The organism is Salmonella sp. SJTUF15570 (genome assembly GCF_043357055.1).
GTDB classification, from domain to species: domain Bacteria; phylum Pseudomonadota; class Gammaproteobacteria; order Enterobacterales; family Enterobacteriaceae; genus Salmonella; species Salmonella enterica.
The window spans coordinates 474880-495506 of record NZ_JBEUKJ010000001.1; the positions used below are offsets into that span (position 1 = coordinate 474880).

Consider the following 20627-nt stretch of genomic DNA (forward strand, 5'->3'; position numbering starts at 1 on the left):
AGGTTAAAGGTGAATAGTATGTTAACTCAAAGGTATGATATTAAGGTAGCGATTGATGCGTTCAGATTTTACGCAGGCTATTTTATACAATTATTATTCAGTACTTCTCGGTAAGCTTAATACGCACCATCTCGCCGCAAAACAACTTTCGCTGTTTTAAACAGAATGGCAATATCATTCCAAAGCGTCCAGTTTTTAACATACCAGGAATCAAAATAAACACGGGTGTCATAATCAACATCATTACGCCCACTCACTTGCCATAGACCTGTCATGCCCGGCTTTGCCATCAAATAATAATCAACATCATCACAATAACGCTCCAGTTCATCCGAAACGATAGGTCGTGGTCCAACCAGGCTCATATCACCTTTTAGTACATTAAAAAGTTGTGGCAACTCATCAAGGCTAGTTTTACGTATAAATCGACCTACAGCTGTGATTCGAGGATCATTTTTCAGTTTAAAATCTTTTTCCCATTCAGCCCTGGCAATAGGATCGTTAGCCAAAAGTTCTTTTAGTACCTCCTGAGAATTCATAACCATAGAACGAAATTTATAGCATGGAAAAAGTTTTCCATGCCGACCTACTCGCTGGTGACCATAAATAGCCGGACCACCATCTCGAGTAACTTTATACCACAGATAAATCATAAGTGGTGATGCAATTATAAGAATCATTATTGAGCAAACAATATCAAATGTCCGTTTGAGAAAACGGGACGATCTTTTAGCCAAGTTATTTTGTATCCTTAATAACATAACTTCATGGCTAAAGATAAAAGACATATCTGTATTATATAACGGCAATCCTCTAAACGAGGGGACGACAGTAACAGAACGGCAATGATGTTTTGAAAGTTCACGCAGCCAAAAATGTGTTTTCTCCAACTCGGTGTATTCATAAGCAAGGATATAATGGACATCACCTGTACGATTTAAATCCCAAATAGTCTCAGTGTCCTTTATCACCGGCAACATATTTATTTCAGCATCTGACGCATCCGTATCAAAAAAAGCGATAACATCAAACCCCATCATCTCCTCACTTTGCAGCGCAGAATATGCACCACGAGCATTCTGTCCGCTCCCCAGGATGATAGTTTTTTTCTTCCAGATACCTAGCTTGTTCAATAAATGCTTTGTAAGTGCGCGAAAAAAAGGCACCAGGATTATAGCAAAAGTCCAACAAAACACCCAGACATAGCGTGAAAACTGCCATTTTGTAAACGCTATCAGAGCCAAATCAAATATAGCAAAAATAACGATCGTACGAAAAATTTCTTTTAACTCATACCAAAATGGCTTGCGGTATGTATAATGTCGCAAACGAATCCAAAACCAACCGACACATACTACTGACAAAATAAAATGTGTAATAATTCTTGTATCTAATTGGTCTTGAGGAATAAATCGCTGTACTTGATCAAAAATAAAATAGACACATCCTAATGAAAACCATAAGGCTAAATTAAAAAAAATCAAATCCGATATAGCCAAAAAAATTTTACATAGCTGTGGATTATACTTATTATCAATATTATCCATTTAATCCTCACCCTCTGACCGTGCATAATGTAAATAAAATAGGCATATTAAGTAAATAACATTCAATTCTTTTACAGCAAGCATCGTTTTTTAATATTAGCAAGCGTTGTATTTACAAGATCCTGAGCTCTATTTAATAAATTAGCTTCTGCATAGCAGCGTAACTCAGGTGCATTACCAGAAGCGCGCAAATGCACAATACATCCATCACGTAAGGTAATTCGCATACCATCTGTCATATCTGTAGAAATTGCACCTTCATTCTCCAAGCCAATATAGCTTAAGAGGTTGCTCAGATTTTCTCTGCCCATACTAATTAAGGATTGGCTTTTATCAGTCGTAATCCCCTGTAATCTGTCAGAATGGGTGTAACGAGTTGGGAGTTCATTGACTAAAGCGCTAATGCTGGTATTCCTACTTTTGTAAAGCAGCATTATTGCCGGTAATACAGCATCACGAGTTGGTAAGGCATGAAGATTCTGCTCGTTAATACAGATGTCGCTTCCTAATAAAAAACCGCCATTGGCTTCAAAGCCGACAATACGACTATAACTCCGCGATAATTCATTAAAAGCTTCGATAACATAAGGCGAGCCAATTTTCGTAAGCTTAACATGTTTAAAAAAGCGGCCAGAAGAAATTATGCTATTACAACTAACAGGAATAGCGACGGCTTCTGCATCCAATGCAAGTGAACATAATAGACCTAATATATCGCCTCTCAACCACTCGCCTGCCTCATCAGCAATAAGAGGGCGATCACCATCCCCATCTGTTGAGAATATGGCATCTAAATCGAACTCTTTAGCCCATGAGCGTGCTTTTTCCCGATCCTCTTTGCTTACAGCCTCTGTATCTATAGGTACAAAGTTATCGCTTCTACCCAAGCTAATAACTTCAGCCCCCAATGCAATAAATAAAGGCTTATAAAGATCACGCCCAGCGCTTGAATGTTCGTAAATACCAATACGCTTATTTTTCAGGAATGGAGTAGAAAATAAAGATGTATAACGAGATATATAATTAACAGCAGCCATTTCTGAAACTATGAGTTCTTTAAGCTCTAAATGGCTACACGTATCTTCAACACTAAGGATCGCAGCCTCATCATGCTTCGTGATTTCACCATCGGGACGATAGAACTTGAGGCCGTTCCGCTCGAATGGAATATGACTTCCCGTAACCATTATCGCAGGCATATTGTCAGACATAGACTGAAAGGCCAAAGCTGGGGTTGGTACCACTCCATAAAAAATACAGTTAACGCCTTTATCCGCCAATGCAGCAGCACACGCCTGAGCCATCCCATAACTACTTGGACGATTATCTATTGCCAATGCTACGGTATCAAAGGAAAAATGTTCCTGCATAACGGCAACAAATGAAACTGTAAAAGCAGCACATACCTGAGGTGTAAAATCTTTTACAAGACCGCGAGCCCCACTCGTTCCAAACACAATACCTGATGAATGAATAACATCACGGCTATTATTAACTACGTTCATTAGTCCACTCCTTCGAAAATCCAGAACGTTGTTCTAAACGAATAATATCATCCTCACCAAGATAGGTACCTGATTGAATCTCAATTAACTTCAGGGGGATCATTCCGGGATTTTCCAGCGCGTGAATAGTATCCGGAGGAATAAATGTTGATTCATTTTCAGAAACCATATAAATCTGCTCTCCCTTTGTAACACGAGCAGTCCCGGATAATACTATCCAATGCTCAGCCCGGTGGTGATGCATCTGCGCCACAAATTTCTCACCCGGCTTAACAGTGATACATCTAACGAGGTAATTTTTGCCGCTATCAATCACATTATATTTTCCCCAGGGGCGGAAAACTTCTTGATGTTGTTTATATTCGTTCCTATCATTTCGTTTTAAATAATCAACAATTTTTTTAACATCTTGTACTGTATCTTTATTAGCCACCAGTAAAGCGTCTGTTGTTTGAACAATGACAAGATTGCTTACACCAATCGCACTTATAAACATATCTTCGGAATAAATGTAATTACCATTGCAAGCATGTGCGAAGATATCTCCTTTTAAAACATTTCTCTGATGATCTTTATTCGATATATCCCAAAGTGAGGACCAGGATCCCACATCCGACCAGCCAGCACTCATTGGTATCACCACGGCATGCTGTGTGTGCTCCATAACTGCATAATCGATAGAATCACTCGGGCATGAGATAAACTCTTCTTTATCAATACGAATAAAATCAAGATCGGGATTTATATGTCCTACCGCCTTTTCACAAGCTTTGTAAATTTCAGGTGATAAGTACTTCAATTCCTTTAAATAAGAGCTTGCACGAAATAAAAACATACCGCTATTCCAGTAATATTTCCCTGATTTGAAATAGTCATCGGCGGTATCGATATCCGGTTTCTCCACAAATTCAGCCACTGCATAAGCGTCATTTCCTATCAACTCACCACGACGAATATATCCATAACCAGTTTCAGCATGCGTTGGAACAATACCAAAAGTTACAAGCTTACCATTTGCGGCGTATTCTTCAGCATGTCTGACAGCTTTCGTAAAAGCTATTTCATCCTGGATCACATGATCTGCAGCAAGAACCAACAAAAGAGGATCAGCATTATCAGCATTCTGGAGCGCACAAAACGCGGCAAGAGCGATCGCTGGTGCAGTATTACGGCCTACCGGTTCGAGAATAATATTATTTGCTAACTTGTCAATTTCACGGAGTTGTTCAGCGACTAAGAAACGGTGTCTGTCATTGCAAATGACAACGGGTTCTTCTGTAGAAAGTGAAGCTAATCGCTTTATAGTATTTTGCAGCATTGATAGTTTACCTTCAACGCTTAGAAACTGCTTCGGATGATATTCGCGTGAAAGCGGCCATAAACGGCTACCTGTGCCGCCAGCCATAATTACGGGAAGAACAGACATTTATTTTATCTCTTTTGACGAAGAATACTGGATATTATTCCAATAACTCTTGTACATGCTAAAATAGCGACATGTAGACAACGGTAAAGATTGCCAATGCTTGCCTAATTTGTAACCCAGGAATTTAGCAAAAGTTGTTAATAAAGCTCTTGGAATCCAGAGCGGTGCATTTTTAAGCAGGAATTGAATCTCTGATTTTACGAAGTGGAAACCCTCACCACCGGCTCCGCCAAAGTCACGCTGAATCCACGGAGAACAAGCATGAAATACACCAGTATCAAAATATCGTTGAAACTCTTCTCGCGGGGTATAATTATGGGAGTGTCTTACCACCGCTTCAGCGCAGTAGGCGACCTTATAACCCGCCTGAATCATCTTAGCCGCCATAAACATATCCTCGGCAAGAATTGTATGTTCAGGAAACCCACTTAACTCTTCAAAAACGGAACGGCGATAGGCAGCAAAAGAATTGGACATAAATACAGTTTTAATACCCAATTTTTCTATATCTGCCTTACTTTTAACAATAGATTTTGAACTATAATTAAAATTTCTGGCATGCACTGCAAGGGGATTAGCATCTTTATGAGGAAGTTGTCTACCACAAACCGCTGCTATCAATGGATCTGAAAAATAATAAACCAAATTTTTAATTGCATCCGAATCCGCGAGAATTGCATCTTGCGTTAGAAAAATTATAACATCAGCGTCCAGAGTTTTTGCAACTGCTAAATTCCTGGTTCCTCCATGATTAAAATCTTTAGAGTCAATATTAAATATTGATATATTTTTCAGGTCTGAGGCTAACGGAACCGTTTCATCTTTAGAACCTGAGTCTATAACAATCAATTTATCCGGATATATAGTTTGCTGCTTAATCGCATCCAGAACATTAGGCCAAAGCGACCCTGCATTATATGTGGGAATAATTAATGTTATTTTCATTTATTTTGATTCCGTCAACCAATTGCCAACCATCTGCTTCATATTATCAAAGTCATACCGTGCGACATAGTTGTTAAATCGGAAAATTGCATCAGGCAACTGCTCTATATTTTTAATTGCACTCTGCCAGCTTTTTTCATCATCCGGATTCACATATAATGCACCATTGGTTAACACTTCATGAAATACCGGTATATCGGACACTATAACTGGAGTATTTGATGCCATCGCTTCAATAGGAGGTATGCCAAAACCCTCATCAATAGATGGATAAACAAGCGCGTAGGCTTTAGAATATAAAATCTTTAATTCATTAAATGAGACTTCATGTAAAAAAGTCACTTTATCTTTTAGTTCCAGATCAACGACCATTTGTTGGAGAGACATTGCATAGTCAGTACGACCACATACAATAATTAAATTATAAGAGTCAGACCAAACTTTTTTATTTTTTATGAATGAATGAATATTTTTATGTGGCCAACTTGCTCCAACAGCTAAAAAGTAATTCTCTTTTTCTTTTTTTTGTATAAAATCAGATTTATTAACGCTATTATAAATTACTGATATTTTCTCACTATCTACATTATAAGTTTTAGCAATGCTATCTTTAACGGTATAAGATACCGTTAAAATATGCTTACATCGCTTAACGGACATTTTTAATAAAAAGCGAAAATACACTTTCTGAATAAAACTATCTGGATAATAAAAAGGTCTTATATCATGTACGGTTATCGTTTGGTTTCTCAGTAAGGGGATAGTGTGATGCGTAGTACACACCAATTTTTTATTACCAAACTTAATTAAAACCCTCAGCGCAAGCCAGTAACTATATACATACCATACTAATGGTCTAAGTCGCGATGTTTTTGATGTGTTGCTAACAATATTCGGAACAGTAACTACTGCATAACCGAGCTTTTCAAAATAATCAGCGTGTACCTTGCTACAGATTATTGCGTCAACATCAGCTATTTCTCGCAGAGCCGTTAAAAATTTAATCGAGTATTGCCACATTCCCGTACCGCTTTTACCTAAACGTGATAGGTTTACGATCATTGAATAGCTCTCCGTTTTTCCATATGCATCTTTAAAGCAATAATCATAAGGATAAATAATATTACGAAGTTTACACTAGGTGTAATTCTTAATAATAGAGTTAATGTAATACCGGCAGTAAAACACCACAAAATAATCATAAGGAAAATATATTATTATACTAAAATTCCCCGAAAAAACATCTAAGTAGTTAAGCTATCCAAATTTATTTATATATATCAATTATGATTTTTCATTAAAAAGAAAAGTCAGTAACGTAAATCTAGCTGAATCCAGAAAGGTTAAATCTACATTTAATCTCAATATAATAACTTACTACTACTTAATTATCCGTTTAGTAAGATTCTTAAGCACGGTAATATTTTTCACTGCATATGCTAGTTTCCCAAATCGAAGTACAGTGTTAATCATATTTTTATTACAACCTAGCTTTGCATAAAATTCAGATAAATCTCTTTTTTCATCACTATTACCATAACATGCCATAGCCAAAGTTGTATATAACCATGGTCTCTCTTTTAGCAAAACATTTTCAAATGCTCGTTTTAAAGATATATTTTTACTGTAAAAATCATTAGCTAATTTTAAATATGCAATAAAATCAATTAATATTCGTCTGGCCTTTCCTTTCTTCTCGAAACTATCATTATCTCCTCGACATATTACGAGTGGTTTTGATATATAATGCAAAAGGCACCCAGGCGTATTAAATACGCTCATCATGATAAATACATGAGGATAGGAAGTGCCAATATAGGACGCATCAAAATCAATGGCATCCCATCGTTCTTTTTTTACTATTAAAGAACTTAGATAGCTAAATACACCACCAATAGATAAGCATCTACTGAGATAGATTTCCCTATCTAAATTATTATTAAACACATAAAGCTCATCATCTGTTCTGAGCCAGGAACGATGAGGATTTCTAATCTCAACTAAATCACAGCCGGTCTCTTTTCTGTCACATAAATATATATCTGCTTGAGAATCGAGATAAGTTTGTAATATCGCTAACGAGTCTTTCGCAAGAGCATCATCACTGCCAAATATCCAACAATAATCCCCATTCGCAAGGGATACTGAAGCAAGAAAATTCCTATCCGGTCCAAGGTTAACGCTATTACGCCGATATATTATTGGGAAATTATAATTATTCCTCCAAACATCAATCATTTCCTCTGTACCATCATTAGAGGCATTATCTGATATACATATCTCAATATCTAAATTAAATTTTTCCTGATTGTTTATACTATTCAACAACTCTTCAAGATATTCTTTTCTATTATAAGTTGGAATACAAAATGATATAAGCATATGATTATCCCTTATTTGCCTTAATTAAGTAAGTTAGTGGAAGCCCCCAAAAAACAGTTAAAGCAAAAGATATAATCAAGCCAAGCAGCACTCCACTGATTCCAAGCGTACTAGAAAAATACCATTGTGATATTCCACCAATTATTGCTTGTAGTGGTACTAATATCCAAAGTATTTTTAAATAATTCATACTTTGCAATAACATTGCGTAAGTGTCACACCAAACGCGAATACAGAAATATATGCCAATTAACATAAAAGATAAAATAGAAACTTGATAATTAATATCTTTGGCTATTACTGAAAATATCTGTTCTTTAAATAAATAAATAAATATTGTACATCCAACAACATATAGTGAGCCAAGCAAAATATTGACACCTATCATTTTGTTAAGTTTTTTCCATTGCTGTTTGACTCTCAATTCAGCACATATAGGCCATAATGCTTGCAAAATAGCAGTATAAATAAAAAAGACTAAACCAAAAATTTTCATCGTTACTGTATATTGGACAATATCAGCAGGAGTTAGCCTTTGAGAAATGACCATATAATCTGTTTGAAGCACCACTATCGATAATAAAGTAAAAAGAAAAAACCCTGAAGATCTACGTAAAATCGCTATATAATGAGATTTTGTTGTTTTAACATGATAAAGCTTTATGTATCTATATACAATATAGCACAATGAAATCATACCCACTGGAAGATACAGGACTATTAGTGATAATTTTATGTCAACTGAGATCCCCCTATAGTATATATATAGCAAGCCGAGCATACCTATCATATAAGATAATGCATTTAATAGATTAGCTTTCCACCCGACCAATTCGGCAAAAAGTATTTTATAAGCAATAGCTCCGATTCCAATAGAACTGAAAACCAGACATGAGGTAAAAAAGAGCATTCTGGTTTTGTCCTGTAATATCTCATGAAAAGAAGAAAGATATTTAGCGGAAATTACCCCAGAAAAAACATAAAATAAAGCAATAAAAAAAATAATAGCTATAAAGCTTAGATGTAATGCTGATTTAATATATGCATCATAACTTTTGTTTTTGGCTCTGCATTCTGATATATAATTTTGCAGTCCTGTACCTATGCCAAAATCAACAGCGCTACACCATACTAATAAACCAGTTAACAAACTAAAGATTGCATATTTCTCTTCACCTAGTATAGAAATAAGATATGAAATACTTGCTAACTGCACCCCGGCAATTATTATTTTGGATAACCATGATGAACCTGCAACAATTAAATGACTCGGAATTTTTAACAATTGAACTTTCACTATGCAATTAAACGACTTAGTTTTTACAACATAACGCGACTAATTTGTTAACGATTTATTTATTAAAAGATCATGAAAATCTCATAACCGTTTCAGTAGTTCTTCAATTCCTTTTTTATAATCGAAATTTGGTTTCCAGCCCATTGCTTTTAAATTTTTATTATTTGCTACAGAGAACATTATTTCATTATCTCTTTGCTCTATCGCACCAAATTCAAATATACTCGATGAACCTGGCATCATAGTATTTTGCAAATAAACCAGAAAATCTTTCAAACTTACCCCAGCACCAGTTCCAACTTGATACTCAGTATATGAAGGTACTTCTTTTCTATTTTCTAATATAGTTAAATAAGCATTTACCACATCATCTACAAAAATAAAGTCTCTTATCTGTTCGCCTGTTGTACATTTCACGCAACTCTGTTTTTTATTTAAGCAGTCGATAATGTATGGAATAAATTTATTTTCACCATCCCCAGGCCCATATACATGCTCTAATCGCATGTTTACAAATGAAATGTCATGCATATTAGCATAATAATGCCCAATTTCATCAAAGTGTCTTTTAGTAATTATATAAGGCCGCATATGTTGATAATTAAAATCTTTCTTGGCAAAAAAACTATCTGTATTTAAAAAGATATCCGCCCGATATTTTATTGCCAAATCAAGAAGCTTTAATGGTTTTATAACATTTGCATCTTCAATATTTATGAGAGTTGATGTTTTATGCCCATATTCTGTTGCCAAATGAATGATACCAATTAATGCAGAATCAATTGATAACTCCTCGACTAATAATTCGATATTATCCCAACTGCACCATCTAACATTAGCTAATGCATTACTATTATTTTTTATTACATCTCGAGTGATTGCGACAACTGAAATCCCCGATTTTTTTAGCGCTTCGAGTAAATGCTTACCAATAAAGCCGGAAGCCCCACTGACAATTACATATTCTTTCAAAAAGGTCATCGCAATCACCAGATAGAATAAATTGAATTAGAAATTCAAACCAAAGAACTCTTCAAACTTGCTAACTACATAATCTAAATGCTCTGTAGTCAAGCCTGGATAAATACCAATCCAGAACGTTTGATTCATTATACGGTCGGTATTTGTCAACTCACCCACTACACGATATTTCACATTAGCAAAATACGGTTGGCGAATCAGATTTCCAGCAAACAGTAAACGTGTACCGATTTTTGCTTCATCAAGGAATTTCACCAGTTCGACACGGTTAACACCGCTAGTTTCTTTCAGGGTGATAGGGAAGCCAAACCAGGATGGATCTGATTTCTCTGTTGCTTCTGGTAATTCGAGGAATTCAGTGCAAGATTGCAAGCCCTGTTTCAGATAGGAAAAGTTAGCTTTACGCTGCTCTACAAACTCTTCTACGCGCTCCAACTGAGCCAGACCACATGCTGCCTGCATGTCCGTGATTTTGAGATTATATCCGAGGTGGGAATAAGTATATTTGTGATCATAGCCTTGAGGAAGTGATCCCAATTGCTGACCAAAACGTTTACCGCAGGTGTTATCGCATCCTGGCGCACAATAACAATCCCGGCCCCAGTCACGGAACGACTCAATAATTTTCTTCAGTTCACCTGACTTGGTGAATACAGCACCGCCTTCACCCATTGTGATATGGTGAGCCGGATAAAAACTAACGGTTCCGATGTCACCAAAGGTACCTACCATCTGGCCTTCATAAGTCGTCCCAAGGGCATCACAGCAGTCTTCAATCAACCATAAGTTATATTTATCGGCAATCCGACGAACTTCACTCAGGTTAAATGCATTACCGAGTGTATGAGCGATCATTATCGCTTTTGATTTCTCAGTAACTGCAGCTTCAATGAGAGAGGCATCGATATTATATGTCGGGATATCAACATCCACGAATACCGGTATTAAACCATTCTGGATCGCCGGGTTAACTGTAGTCGGGAAGCCAGCAGCGACAGTAATAACCTCATCACCAGGTTTGAGAGCACGCTCGCCTAATTTTGGGGAAGTCAGCGCAGTCAGTGCCAGCAAGTTTGCCGAAGAGCCAGATGTAGTCGTTAAAAGATGAGGAACCCCAATAAATTCCCCAAGTTTTTTTTCAAAGGCATCATTGAAACGACCAGTAGTTAGCCATCCATCAAGAGACGCCTCAACCATCAATTGTAACTCTTTGGCACCAATAACCTTCCCGGAAGGAGGCACAACGCTTGTACCTGCAACAAAAGGTTTCGGGCTCAATGCCTCATTCGCATACTGAGCGACAAGCTGAGAGATTTGCTCACGCAGGTTATTTGCTGTCATTACTTTGATTCCTTAAACTTATTTTCTTAACGAGTAGTTGCGGACATATAGTCGCTGATTTCACGCTTTGAACAAATCAACATATCTTCGCCGCGAATCCATGCTTTATGCCATTTTACGATGCGACCAAGTGTTTCAGTCAATCCCCAACGCGGATGCCATCCTAATTGCATATTTGCTTTAGAGCAATCCAGTTTCAGGTAATGTGCCTCATGAGGATGATTCTCACCATCCAGTAACCAGCTTGCATCATCACCCCAAAGCGTGACCATCTTGTCAACAATAAATTCGACCGTCTTCGCATCTTCATCACGCGGGCCGAAATTCCATCCTTCAGAAAACTTAGCACCTTCTGTATATAAGCGTTGCGCCACCACAATGTAACCAGAAAGAGGCTCCAGTACATGCTGCCAGGGACGGATAGAATATGGGTTTCGAATAATAACCTGCTGGTTATTTTCAAATGAGCGCAGAATATCGGGAATTAAACGGTCTTTAGCCCAATCGCCTCCGCCTATGACATTACCAGCCCTCACAGACGCCAAACCAACGCCATGTTGCTCATAATTTGCAGGATTGAAGAATGAGTTCCGGAATGCAGACGCGACTAATTCTGCACAACCTTTACTATTAGAGTATGGATCGTACCCTCCCATGGGTTCGTTCTCACGATAGCCCCACACCCACTCACGATTGTCGTAGCACTTATCACTGGTGATATTTACGACTGCCTTTATGTTACCTACTTGCTTAACTGCTTCAAGCAAATGGACAGTACCCATAACATTTGTTGAGTATGTTTCGATTGGCTGTTCATAAGATAGGCGCACTAAAGGCTGGGCTGCCATATGGAAAACAATTTCTGGCTTAAATTCTGCAATAGAATTGTGCAGCTTTTCAAAATCACGAATGTCGCCAATATGAGATTCCATAAGATCATTAAGACGCACTATCTCAAATAAACTTGGAACAGTTGGCGCATCAAGTGCATAGCCTTTTACAATTGCACCCATTTCAGTCAGCCATAGCGAAAGCCAGCTTCCTTTAAAGCCAGTATGGCCGGTAACGAATACACGTTTACCTTGCCAAAAATTTTTATCAATCATCTAGTTACTCCCAGGTTTTCCACGGAGCTTTACCTTTTTCCCACAGCCCTTCGAGGTAAACTTTATCACGTAGGGTATCCATCGGCTGCCAGAAACCTGGGTGTTCAAAAGCCATTAACTCCCCCTGTTGTGCCAATGTCATTAATGGCTCTTGTTCCCAGGTTGTTGCATCGTTATCGATGAGATCGATAACCGATGGATTCAACACAAAGAAACCACCATTGATCATTGCCCCATCGCCTTTCGGTTTTTCCTGGAATGACCGGACCTGACCAGCTTGGATATCTAATGCGCCAAAGCGTCCTGGTGGAAAAGTAGCTGTTAAAGTCGCTTTCTTACCGTGAGCCTTATGGAAATCGATAGTCGCTTTGATATCAAGGTCGGCAACGCCATCACCATAAGTAAACAGGAAAGCCTCGTCATCTTTTACGTATTCAGCAACACGTTTCAGACGACCACCAGTCATTGAAGAATCACCCGTATCAACCAATGTGACATTCCATGGTTCAACACGTTTATGGTGAACTTCCATACGGTTTTCAGCCATATGGAATGTTACATCTGACATGTGAAGGAAGTAGTTCGCAAAATATTCTTTAATCACATATCCTTTATAACCACAGCAGATAATAAAATCCTTGATACCATGCACAGAATACATTTTCATAATGTGCCAAAGAATAGGCTTGCCACCAATTTCTACCATCGGTTTTGGTTTTACAATTGTTTCTTCACTTAGTCTGGTACCAAGTCCACCAGCCAGGATGACCGCTTTCATAAATTATCCTCAATATTATTTAGATGCGGTAAATGCATCAGAATAGAAATGTTCTACAGAGAGATTTTTCATCATAAAGTCCTTTTTACTGGCATCGATCATCACAGGTGAACCACATGCATATATATCGAAGAACTCTAGAGAATCAAAATCATCCATCACGGCATGATGGACAAATCCCTTTCTTCCCCCCCATTCGGCGTCATCACCAGAAACAACAGGGATATAATGAACGTTGTCGTGCTGTTCACTCCACTGCTGCGGTAATGCAGAGTAAAAATCTTTACTATCTTGCATTCCCCAGTAAATGTAGATCTCACGACGACATTTTCCCTGAATGAGATGCTCAACCATTGATTTAACTGGAGCGAATCCAGTACCGCCTGCAAGGAAGATTATAGGTCTGTCACTTTCACGAATAAAAAATGTTCCGCAAGGCCCTTCAATGCGCATAAGAGTATTTTCTTGTAACTCCCCAAAAATAAGCGAGCTCATCTGACCATTGGGAACATTCCTTACATGCAACTCAATACCATTCGACTCATCACTATTAGCGATAGAATAACTGCGAGTTACACCTTTATAATGTAAATTGACATACTGCCCTGGAAGGAAGCCAATTTTTGCTGTTGGTGGTGTGCGTAACTTCAAAGTCATAACATCGCCTGAAACCAGTACAACACTATCTACCTTGCATGGGACAATTTTTTTTGTCTGCCCAGCTAGTTCAGGAAAAAAATGCGCATTTAGCTCAAGGGCGGTTTTAGGTTTACAGCAGCAGGTTAGTATTTTATCACCCTGTCCAAAAATATTACCTTTGGAGTCAACAACTTCTCCCGCCAACAAATCGGACTCACAGATACCACAATCACCCGCTTTGCAGCTATGTTCAAGATGGATGCCAGCCGATAGCGCAGCATCGAGGATTGATTCATCCTCTCTACCGGAAAATTCAATATTTGATGGAAAAATCTTAATAATATGAGACACGATGCTTACTCTGTTAACAAGGCTTGATGCAGTAAAGGCGCTGCAGCATCTTTTGCTGAAAGCTCAGGCAGCTGAGAAAAAGGCCATTCAATACCTATTGTCTCATCATTCCATAGAATGCTACCTTCCGATGAAGGTGAGTAATAATTAGTTGCTTTGTACAGAAACTCTGCATACTCACTAAGAGTAACAAAACCATGAGCAAAACCTTCTGGAATCCAAAGCTGTCGCTTATTCTCAGCAGATAGATTTACGCCAACCCATTGACCAAAAGTAGGCGATTCTTTTCGGATATCGACCGCAACATCAAAAACCTCACCGACAGCACAACGAACTAACTTCCCCTGTGCATTTTCTCCTCTCTGAAAATGTAGCCCTCTGAGTACGTTCTTTTTGGATTTTGAATGATTATCTTGAACAAATGTAACTTTACGTCCAATCAACTCTTCAAAGGTCTGCTGGTTATAACTTTCAAAAAAGAATCCCCTCTCATCGCCAAAAACTTTAGGCTCTAAGATCAAGACATCTGGTATTGCTGTTTTAATCACAATCATCACTTATAAACCTTTCACCATCTTCAGCAAATATTTGCCATAATCATTTTTTGATAATGGCCCGGCCAGTTCTATAACCTGTTGTGCATTTATAAAATTTTTACGAAATGCGATCTCTTCCGGGCAGGACACTTTTAGTCCCTGGCGTTCTTCGATGGTTGCAATAAAATTACTGGCCTCTATCAAACTCTGATGCGTCCCTGTATCCAGCCAGGCATAACCGCGCCCCATCATGGCGACAGACAATCTTCCCTGATCCATATAGATACGGTTAATATCCGTGATTTCTAACTCACCGCGAGCGGAAGGCTTAAGATTTTTCGCCATCTCCACCACGCTATTATCATAAAAATACAGCCCCGTTACCGCGTAATTACTCTTCGGTTGTAACGGTTTTTCCTCCAGACTAACGGCTGTGCCACTTTGGTCAAACTCAACCACACCGTAGCGCTCTGGATCGTTTACATGATAAGCAAAGACGGTAGCACCACTTTCTTTATTAACGGCAGCTTCCATTAACTTTGGTAAATCATGACCATAGAAGATATTGTCACCCAGCACTAATGCACAATCATCATGACCAATGAACTCTTCACCAATAATAAACGCCTGTGCTAAGCCATCCGGGCTTGGCTGTACTTTATATTGAAGATTCAACCCCCACTGACTGCCGTCTCCCAGCAGTTGTTGAAAACGCGGCGTGTCCTGTGGCGTACTGATGATCAGGATATCCCGAATGCCTGCCAGCATAAGCGTGGAAAGGGGATAGTAAATCATCGGTTTATCATAAATTGGTAGCAATTGCTTACTTACCGCCATGGTCACCGGATAAAGACGGGTGCCGGAGCCCCCCGCTAAAATAATGCCCTTACGCGTTTTCATTTCCATTTCTCATTCATAGAAAATGCCCTGATGGGCATTTAAATTTATCAGATGGTTGTCGTCGTAAACATTTCAGTCAGCATACGCTTAACTCCTAATTCCCATTGCGGCAGAATAAGGTCAAAATTACGCTGAAACTTTTCAGTATTGAGACGCGAATTGCCTGGTCTGCTCGCCGGCGTCGGGTAGGCGCTGGTCGGCACAGCATTAAGCTCAGTAAGCGCAAGTGTTATCCCTGCCTTACGCGCCTCGTCAAAGACTAAGGCCGCGTAGTCATGCCAGGTTGTGGTTCCCCCGGCAACCAGATGGTAAAGACCTGCGACTTCTGGTTTCTTTAACGCCACACGGATCGCATGGGCCGTGCAGTCAGCCAGTAATTCCGCACCGGTTGGCGCACCGTACTGATCGTTGATGACTGAAAGTGTCTGACGCTCTTTCGCCAGACGAAGCATTGTCTTTGCGAAATTATTGCCCTTACCTGCATAAACCCAACTGGTGCGGAAGATAAGATGCTTAGGGCAGTTATCCTGCAGGGCCTTTTCTCCCGCCAGTTTGGTCTTGCCATAGACATTCAGCGGCGACGTAGCGTCCGTTTCCTGCCATGGGATATCGCCGGTACCAGGAAATACATAATCGGTTGAATAATGCACTACCCATGCGCCAGTTTCGTTGGCCGCTTTAGCGATGGCTTCCACACTGGTGGCGTTAAGTAACTGCGCCAGTTCTGGTTCAGACTCTGCTTTATCTACTGCAGTATGTGCTGCTGCGTTAACAATCACATCGGGACGAAGCTTACGAACGGTTTCGGCAACGCCTTTCGGATTACTAAAATCACCGCAAAACTCTTTTGAATGGACATCCAGGGCAATCAGATTCCCCACTGGTGCCAGAGAACGTTGCAACTCCCAGCCTACTTGCCCTGTCTTACCAAAAAGTAAGATATTCATTACTGGCGTCCTTCATAGTTCTGTTCTATCCAACTCTGATACGCCCCACTTTTAACATTGTTTACCCATTGAGTATTTGCAAGGTACCATTCCACTGTTTTACGAATACCGCTTTCAAAGGTCTCCAGCGGTTCCCAGCCTAATTCGCGGCTAATTTTACCTGCATCAATGGCATAACGACGATCATGGCCCGGACGATCGGCGACATAAGTGATTTGTTCACGATAAGAAGTCGCTTTGGGTACAATTTCATCCAGCAGATCACAGATGGTAAATACCACATCGAGATTTTTCTTCTCATTGTGGCCACCAATGTTATAAGTCTCCCCTGCCTTGCCTTCAGTCACTACCATATGAAGCGCGCGAGCATGATCTTCTACATATAGCCAATCGCGAATCTGATCCCCTTTGCCATAAATTGGCAAAGGCTTTCCTTCCAGTGCGTTCAAAATGACCAACGGAATCAGTTTTTCAGGGAAGTGATAAGGGCCATAGTTATTAGAACAATTGGTAACGATCGTTGGTAGACCATAGGTACGCCGCCAGGCACGGACTAAATGATCGCTGGATGCTTTTGACGCAGAATAGGGGCTACTTGGCGCATATGCCGTCGTTTCAGTAAATAACGGCAGCGTAACGCTGTTTTCAACTTCATCAGGATGCGGTAAATCGCCGTAAACTTCATCAGTGGAAATATGATGAAAACGAAAATTATTTTTTTTATCTTCGCCAAGCGCAGACCAGTATTTACGCGCAACTTCAAGAAGTACATAGGTGCCGACGATATTGGTTTCAATAAATGCTGCCGGCCCGGTAATCGAACGGTCCACATGACTTTCCGCAGCCAAATGCATCACCGCGTCCGGCTGGTACTGCTCAAAAATACGCGTTATTTCAGCGGAATCACAAATATCCGCGTGTTCAAAATTGTAGCGATTACTTTCAGAAATATCAGAAAGGGATTCAAGATTACCGGCGTAGGTTAATTTATCAATATTAACTACAGTGTCCTGTGTATTCTTAATAATATGGCGGACAACAGCTGATCCAATAAAACCTGCCCCGCCAGTAATAAGTATCTTCACTTTTCTATTCCATAAGGCGTATTTAATGTGGTATTTAATTTGCCAATAAAAATTAATTGCTCAAGTCGTTACACACGCTACCGCCCCTGGCTCATCAGCTACCAGTGCACTGCGTACATATCGACTTGTTACAGACCTCGCCCGGCAGGGCAAAGCTCACTAAAACTTAAACGCTAATTGTCTTATTAATTGCATCCGGAAACAAGGATTAATCTTATAAAATCAACATTAAAATGCTCCAGATAACCCCTTGTTACTTAAGCCCTTTATACAAAACTAAAACGGCAGTCAACACTCGTTTCAGCCAACTTGCCGCTTCGAATGTTCACTGCCGTTATTATGTTTATCACCAACCATTTATCACGGTTGTTAATACTTATTCATGCAGAAGCTGCTCTATGCTCTTACGGAACTTCGCTCCTTCTTTCAGGTTGCGCAGCCCGTACTTCACAAATGCCTGCATGTAGCCCATTTTTTTACCGCAGTCATAGCTGTCACCCGTCATTAGCATCGCGTCAACCGACTGTTTTTTCGCCAGTTCAGCAATAGCATCGGTGAGCTGGATGCGGCCCCAGGCGCCCGGTTCGGTTCTTTCCAGTTCCGCCCAGATGTCGGCTGAAAGCACATAACGGCCTACCGCCATCAAATCGGAATCCAGCGTCTGCGGCTGATCCGGTTTTTCGATAAACTCCACAATCCGGCTGACTTTGCCTTCATTATCCAGAGGTTCTTTCGTCTGGATAACGGAATACTCCGATAAATCACCTTTCATGCGCTTCGCCAGCACCTGGCTGCGACCCGTTTCATTGAAACGCGCCACCATCGCCGCAAGGTTATAGCGCAGCGGATCGGCGGTAGCATCATCAATAATAATATCCGGGAGTACCACAATGAAAGGGTTATCGCCCACGACCGGACGCGCGCACAGAATAGAGTGCCCCAGTCCTAACGGCTGTGCCTGGCGAACGTTCATAATCGTTACGCCCGGTGGGCAGATAGATTGCACTTCCGCCAAAAGCTGACGCTTAACGCGCTGTTCAAGAAGTGATTCAAGTTCATAAGAGGTGTCGAAGTGGTTCTCAACGGCGTTTTTGGACGCGTGAGTCACCAGTACGATTTCTTTGATCCCTGCAGCCACAATCTCATCGACAATGTACTGAATCATTGGCTTGTCGACGATCGGTAGCATCTCTTTTGGGATTGCCTTGGTGGCAGGCAACATATGCATACCCAAACCCGCTACCGGTATAACTGCTTTCAAATTCATCATTGTTTCTTCCACCTGTAAAATGGTTGCTGAATTATAGCTCTTTAGCTTGTTTTCGCCAGCATGAATTACTCTGCTGCCAGGGATAATGATGGCACGCTCTACATTACGTCTTAGTCGGCACCATAACATTAAGTATGAACAACTTTTTCCCAGGAATTTTCGTAAAAATAGCGGTGTTTACCCTCCCCGCTTCGGCAGCGAAAAATTCACTGCTTCGACATTCACGGTTTGGTGATTAATCCTGTCGATATCCACGGAACTCTGCCCGTTTTCATTGATGGCATGAACATTAGCGAGGGAAAGCAGCGTGTCCTGGCGGGCCATAAATTGACCACGGACATCTTTACGCAAATCGAAATGCATTTTTAACGCCGGGCCAATCGCTGAAGTTTGCATCACGTTGATATTGCGCAGAAAGAGGTGCTGCGGTTGATTATGCAGTTCCAGCGTAGCACGCGTCATCCGTACGTTGGTGATGGCGACAAAAGAGGGGGTGTTACCGGAGGAAATTTGAATGCCGCGTAATTTATAAGCAACCTGGCGATTATCCAACCGAATAGCGTTTAATTTAAAGTTTTGCGGAATTGACAGGTATTTTCCTTTAACGACGCCATAGCCGATGAGCATCCCAGCACTATTCGTCATATCAATATTATCAATGACGAAATTATCACAGCCATAAATTGCGATCGTTGCGTTATCAATACCCGCCTTTTTACTGAAATCGGGCGTGATGTTTTTGGCTTTGACATTGCGAATGACGAAATGTTTGCCATTTTCTACGTGCACCAGCTGTCGGCAATCAGATCCGGTAATATTGGCCACCACAAAGTTTTTTACTGCCTGGTCTTCAGGATAACTGTTGTCATAGGTGCTACCCGCCAGCCCGATGCCGATCCCCCAGTTGATTTTGCCATTGGTACAATCAATGCGTTCGATGACATGATCGGAAATCAGGATGTCGCGGTCGTGAATCGCGACATTCCACTCAATGGCGTCCCCCTGTAAATCGCTAAAGCGGCTATGCGTAATCCGCGCTCCATCCATTTGGTTATGAAATCCCTGGCGGAGAATGGCGTAGTTGGCGTGGGTAACGGTGATGCTATCGATAATGAGATTACGCATCACCTGCGGTTCCTTACCGCCGATGAAAATTTGCGCGACGGGGCCAAAGCCGCTCATCGTCACGCCTTTAATCACACAGTCCGACCCGCGAACATCCAGCGTCACATTGTGCAGACTGCCGCCCTGCTCCCCCACCACCTGACACCCGTCCTGCAAAATAAACCGTCCCCGGCCATTCCCACGCACCGCGCCCTGTACCCGCAGCGTTTTTCCCGCCGGAATCGTTATCGCCGCATTGATATTTTCACACACCCATCCTGGCGGTACGACCACGGTCTGTCCGTCGGCGAAGGCCTGTTTGAACGAGGCGATACCGTCATCCGCCGGATAATCCTTAATATCGACGGTCTCGCGAGGTTCACGCGCCTGTACCGGCAAGGCGCGCAGAAAAGGAAGAACAGCAAGCGCAGAACCTGCCGTCAGGAGGGTACGTCGGGAGAATTTAGTCGCGGGCATACCACCTCGT

At 40.6% G+C, this 20627-nt stretch carries 17 protein-coding genes and 1 pseudogene; all 18 read right to left on the bottom strand.

Features of this window, described 5'->3' with window-relative positions:
* Nucleotides 1-116: 116 nt before the first annotated feature.
* Nucleotides 117-1547, bottom strand: coding sequence for an undecaprenyl-phosphate galactose phosphotransferase (locus tag ABVN44_RS02550; RefSeq protein WP_023181972.1), 1431 nt, complete (start codon nt 1545-1547; stop codon nt 117-119).
* Nucleotides 1548-1618: 71 nt separating this feature from the next.
* Entirely contained in the window at nt 1619-3052 is a 1434-nt protein-coding gene (gene rfbK, locus ABVN44_RS02555; RefSeq protein ID WP_023181971.1) for an O-antigen biosynthesis phosphomannomutase RfbK, read from the bottom strand.
* Nucleotides 3039-4478: a mannose-1-phosphate guanylyltransferase/mannose-6-phosphate isomerase gene (locus ABVN44_RS02560; RefSeq protein ID WP_023231302.1), complete on the bottom strand. Its 1440-nt coding sequence runs from the start codon at nt 4476-4478 to the stop codon at nt 3039-3041. The genes rfbK and ABVN44_RS02560 overlap by 14 nt, the downstream gene beginning before the upstream one ends.
* Nucleotides 4479-5423 carry an O antigen biosynthesis rhamnosyltransferase RfbN gene (gene rfbN / locus ABVN44_RS02565; protein ID WP_198870404.1) on the bottom strand — a complete coding sequence of 315 codons (945 nt, stop codon included), beginning with the start codon at nt 5421-5423 and terminating at the stop codon, nt 4479-4481.
* The gene (locus tag ABVN44_RS02570) at nt 5424-6485 is read right to left on the bottom strand and encodes a glycosyltransferase family 1 protein (protein ID WP_048348874.1); all 1062 of its coding nucleotides are present in this window, start codon (nt 6483-6485) and stop codon (nt 5424-5426) included. It lies immediately after the preceding gene.
* 318 nt (nt 6486-6803) lie between these two features.
* Nucleotides 6804-7805, bottom strand: coding sequence for an abequosyltransferase RfbV (gene rfbV / locus ABVN44_RS02575; RefSeq protein ID WP_023231300.1), 1002 nt, complete (start codon nt 7803-7805; stop codon nt 6804-6806).
* A gap of 4 nt (nt 7806-7809) precedes the next feature.
* Complete coding sequence (locus ABVN44_RS02580; protein WP_077941719.1) at nt 7810-9102, bottom strand: MATE family efflux transporter; 1293 nt, start codon at nt 9100-9102, stop codon at nt 7810-7812.
* An 81-nt stretch (nt 9103-9183) separates the two neighbouring features.
* A complete protein-coding gene (locus ABVN44_RS02585; RefSeq protein WP_023231298.1) occupies nt 9184-10083 on the bottom strand; it encodes a CDP-abequose synthase in 900 nt (299 codons plus the stop codon).
* 27 nt (nt 10084-10110) lie between these two features.
* Nucleotides 10111-11424 carry a lipopolysaccharide biosynthesis protein RfbH gene (gene rfbH / locus ABVN44_RS02590; protein WP_023231297.1) on the bottom strand — a complete coding sequence of 438 codons (1314 nt, stop codon included), beginning with the start codon at nt 11422-11424 and terminating at the stop codon, nt 10111-10113.
* Between the two features lie 26 nt (nt 11425-11450).
* Nucleotides 11451-12530 carry a CDP-glucose 4,6-dehydratase gene (gene rfbG, locus ABVN44_RS02595; RefSeq protein ID WP_023231296.1) on the bottom strand — a complete coding sequence of 360 codons (1080 nt, stop codon included), beginning with the start codon at nt 12528-12530 and terminating at the stop codon, nt 11451-11453.
* A 4-nt stretch (nt 12531-12534) separates the two neighbouring features.
* Nucleotides 12535-13308, bottom strand: coding sequence for a glucose-1-phosphate cytidylyltransferase (gene rfbF / locus ABVN44_RS02600; RefSeq protein ID WP_000648783.1), 774 nt, complete (start codon nt 13306-13308; stop codon nt 12535-12537).
* Nucleotides 13305-14298, bottom strand: a pseudogene (locus tag ABVN44_RS02605) (CDP-6-deoxy-delta-3,4-glucoseen reductase). The gene rfbF and the pseudogene ABVN44_RS02605 overlap by 4 nt, the downstream one beginning before the upstream one ends.
* A 5-nt stretch (nt 14299-14303) precedes the next feature.
* Nucleotides 14304-14855 carry a dTDP-4-dehydrorhamnose 3,5-epimerase gene (rfbC, locus tag ABVN44_RS02610; protein WP_000973709.1) on the bottom strand — a complete coding sequence of 184 codons (552 nt, stop codon included), beginning with the start codon at nt 14853-14855 and terminating at the stop codon, nt 14304-14306.
* A complete protein-coding gene (gene rfbA / locus ABVN44_RS02615; RefSeq protein WP_000857531.1) occupies nt 14856-15734 on the bottom strand; it encodes a glucose-1-phosphate thymidylyltransferase RfbA in 879 nt (292 codons plus the stop codon).
* 47 nt (nt 15735-15781) lie between these two features.
* A complete protein-coding gene (gene rfbD / locus ABVN44_RS02620; RefSeq protein ID WP_001023658.1) occupies nt 15782-16681 on the bottom strand; it encodes a dTDP-4-dehydrorhamnose reductase in 900 nt (299 codons plus the stop codon).
* Nucleotides 16681-17766, bottom strand: a complete 1086-nt coding sequence (gene rfbB, locus ABVN44_RS02625) for a dTDP-glucose 4,6-dehydratase (RefSeq protein ID WP_023231295.1) — start codon at nt 17764-17766, stop codon at nt 16681-16683. Before rfbB ends, rfbD begins: the two co-directional genes overlap by 1 nt.
* Before the next feature lie 376 nt (nt 17767-18142).
* Nucleotides 18143-19036, bottom strand: coding sequence for a GalU regulator GalF (gene galF, locus ABVN44_RS02630; protein ID WP_000981469.1), 894 nt, complete (start codon nt 19034-19036; stop codon nt 18143-18145).
* Between the two features lie 177 nt (nt 19037-19213).
* Nucleotides 19214-20617, bottom strand: coding sequence for a colanic acid biosynthesis protein WcaM (wcaM, locus tag ABVN44_RS02635; protein WP_023231294.1), 1404 nt, complete (start codon nt 20615-20617; stop codon nt 19214-19216).
* Nucleotides 20618-20627: the final 10 nt, after the last annotated feature.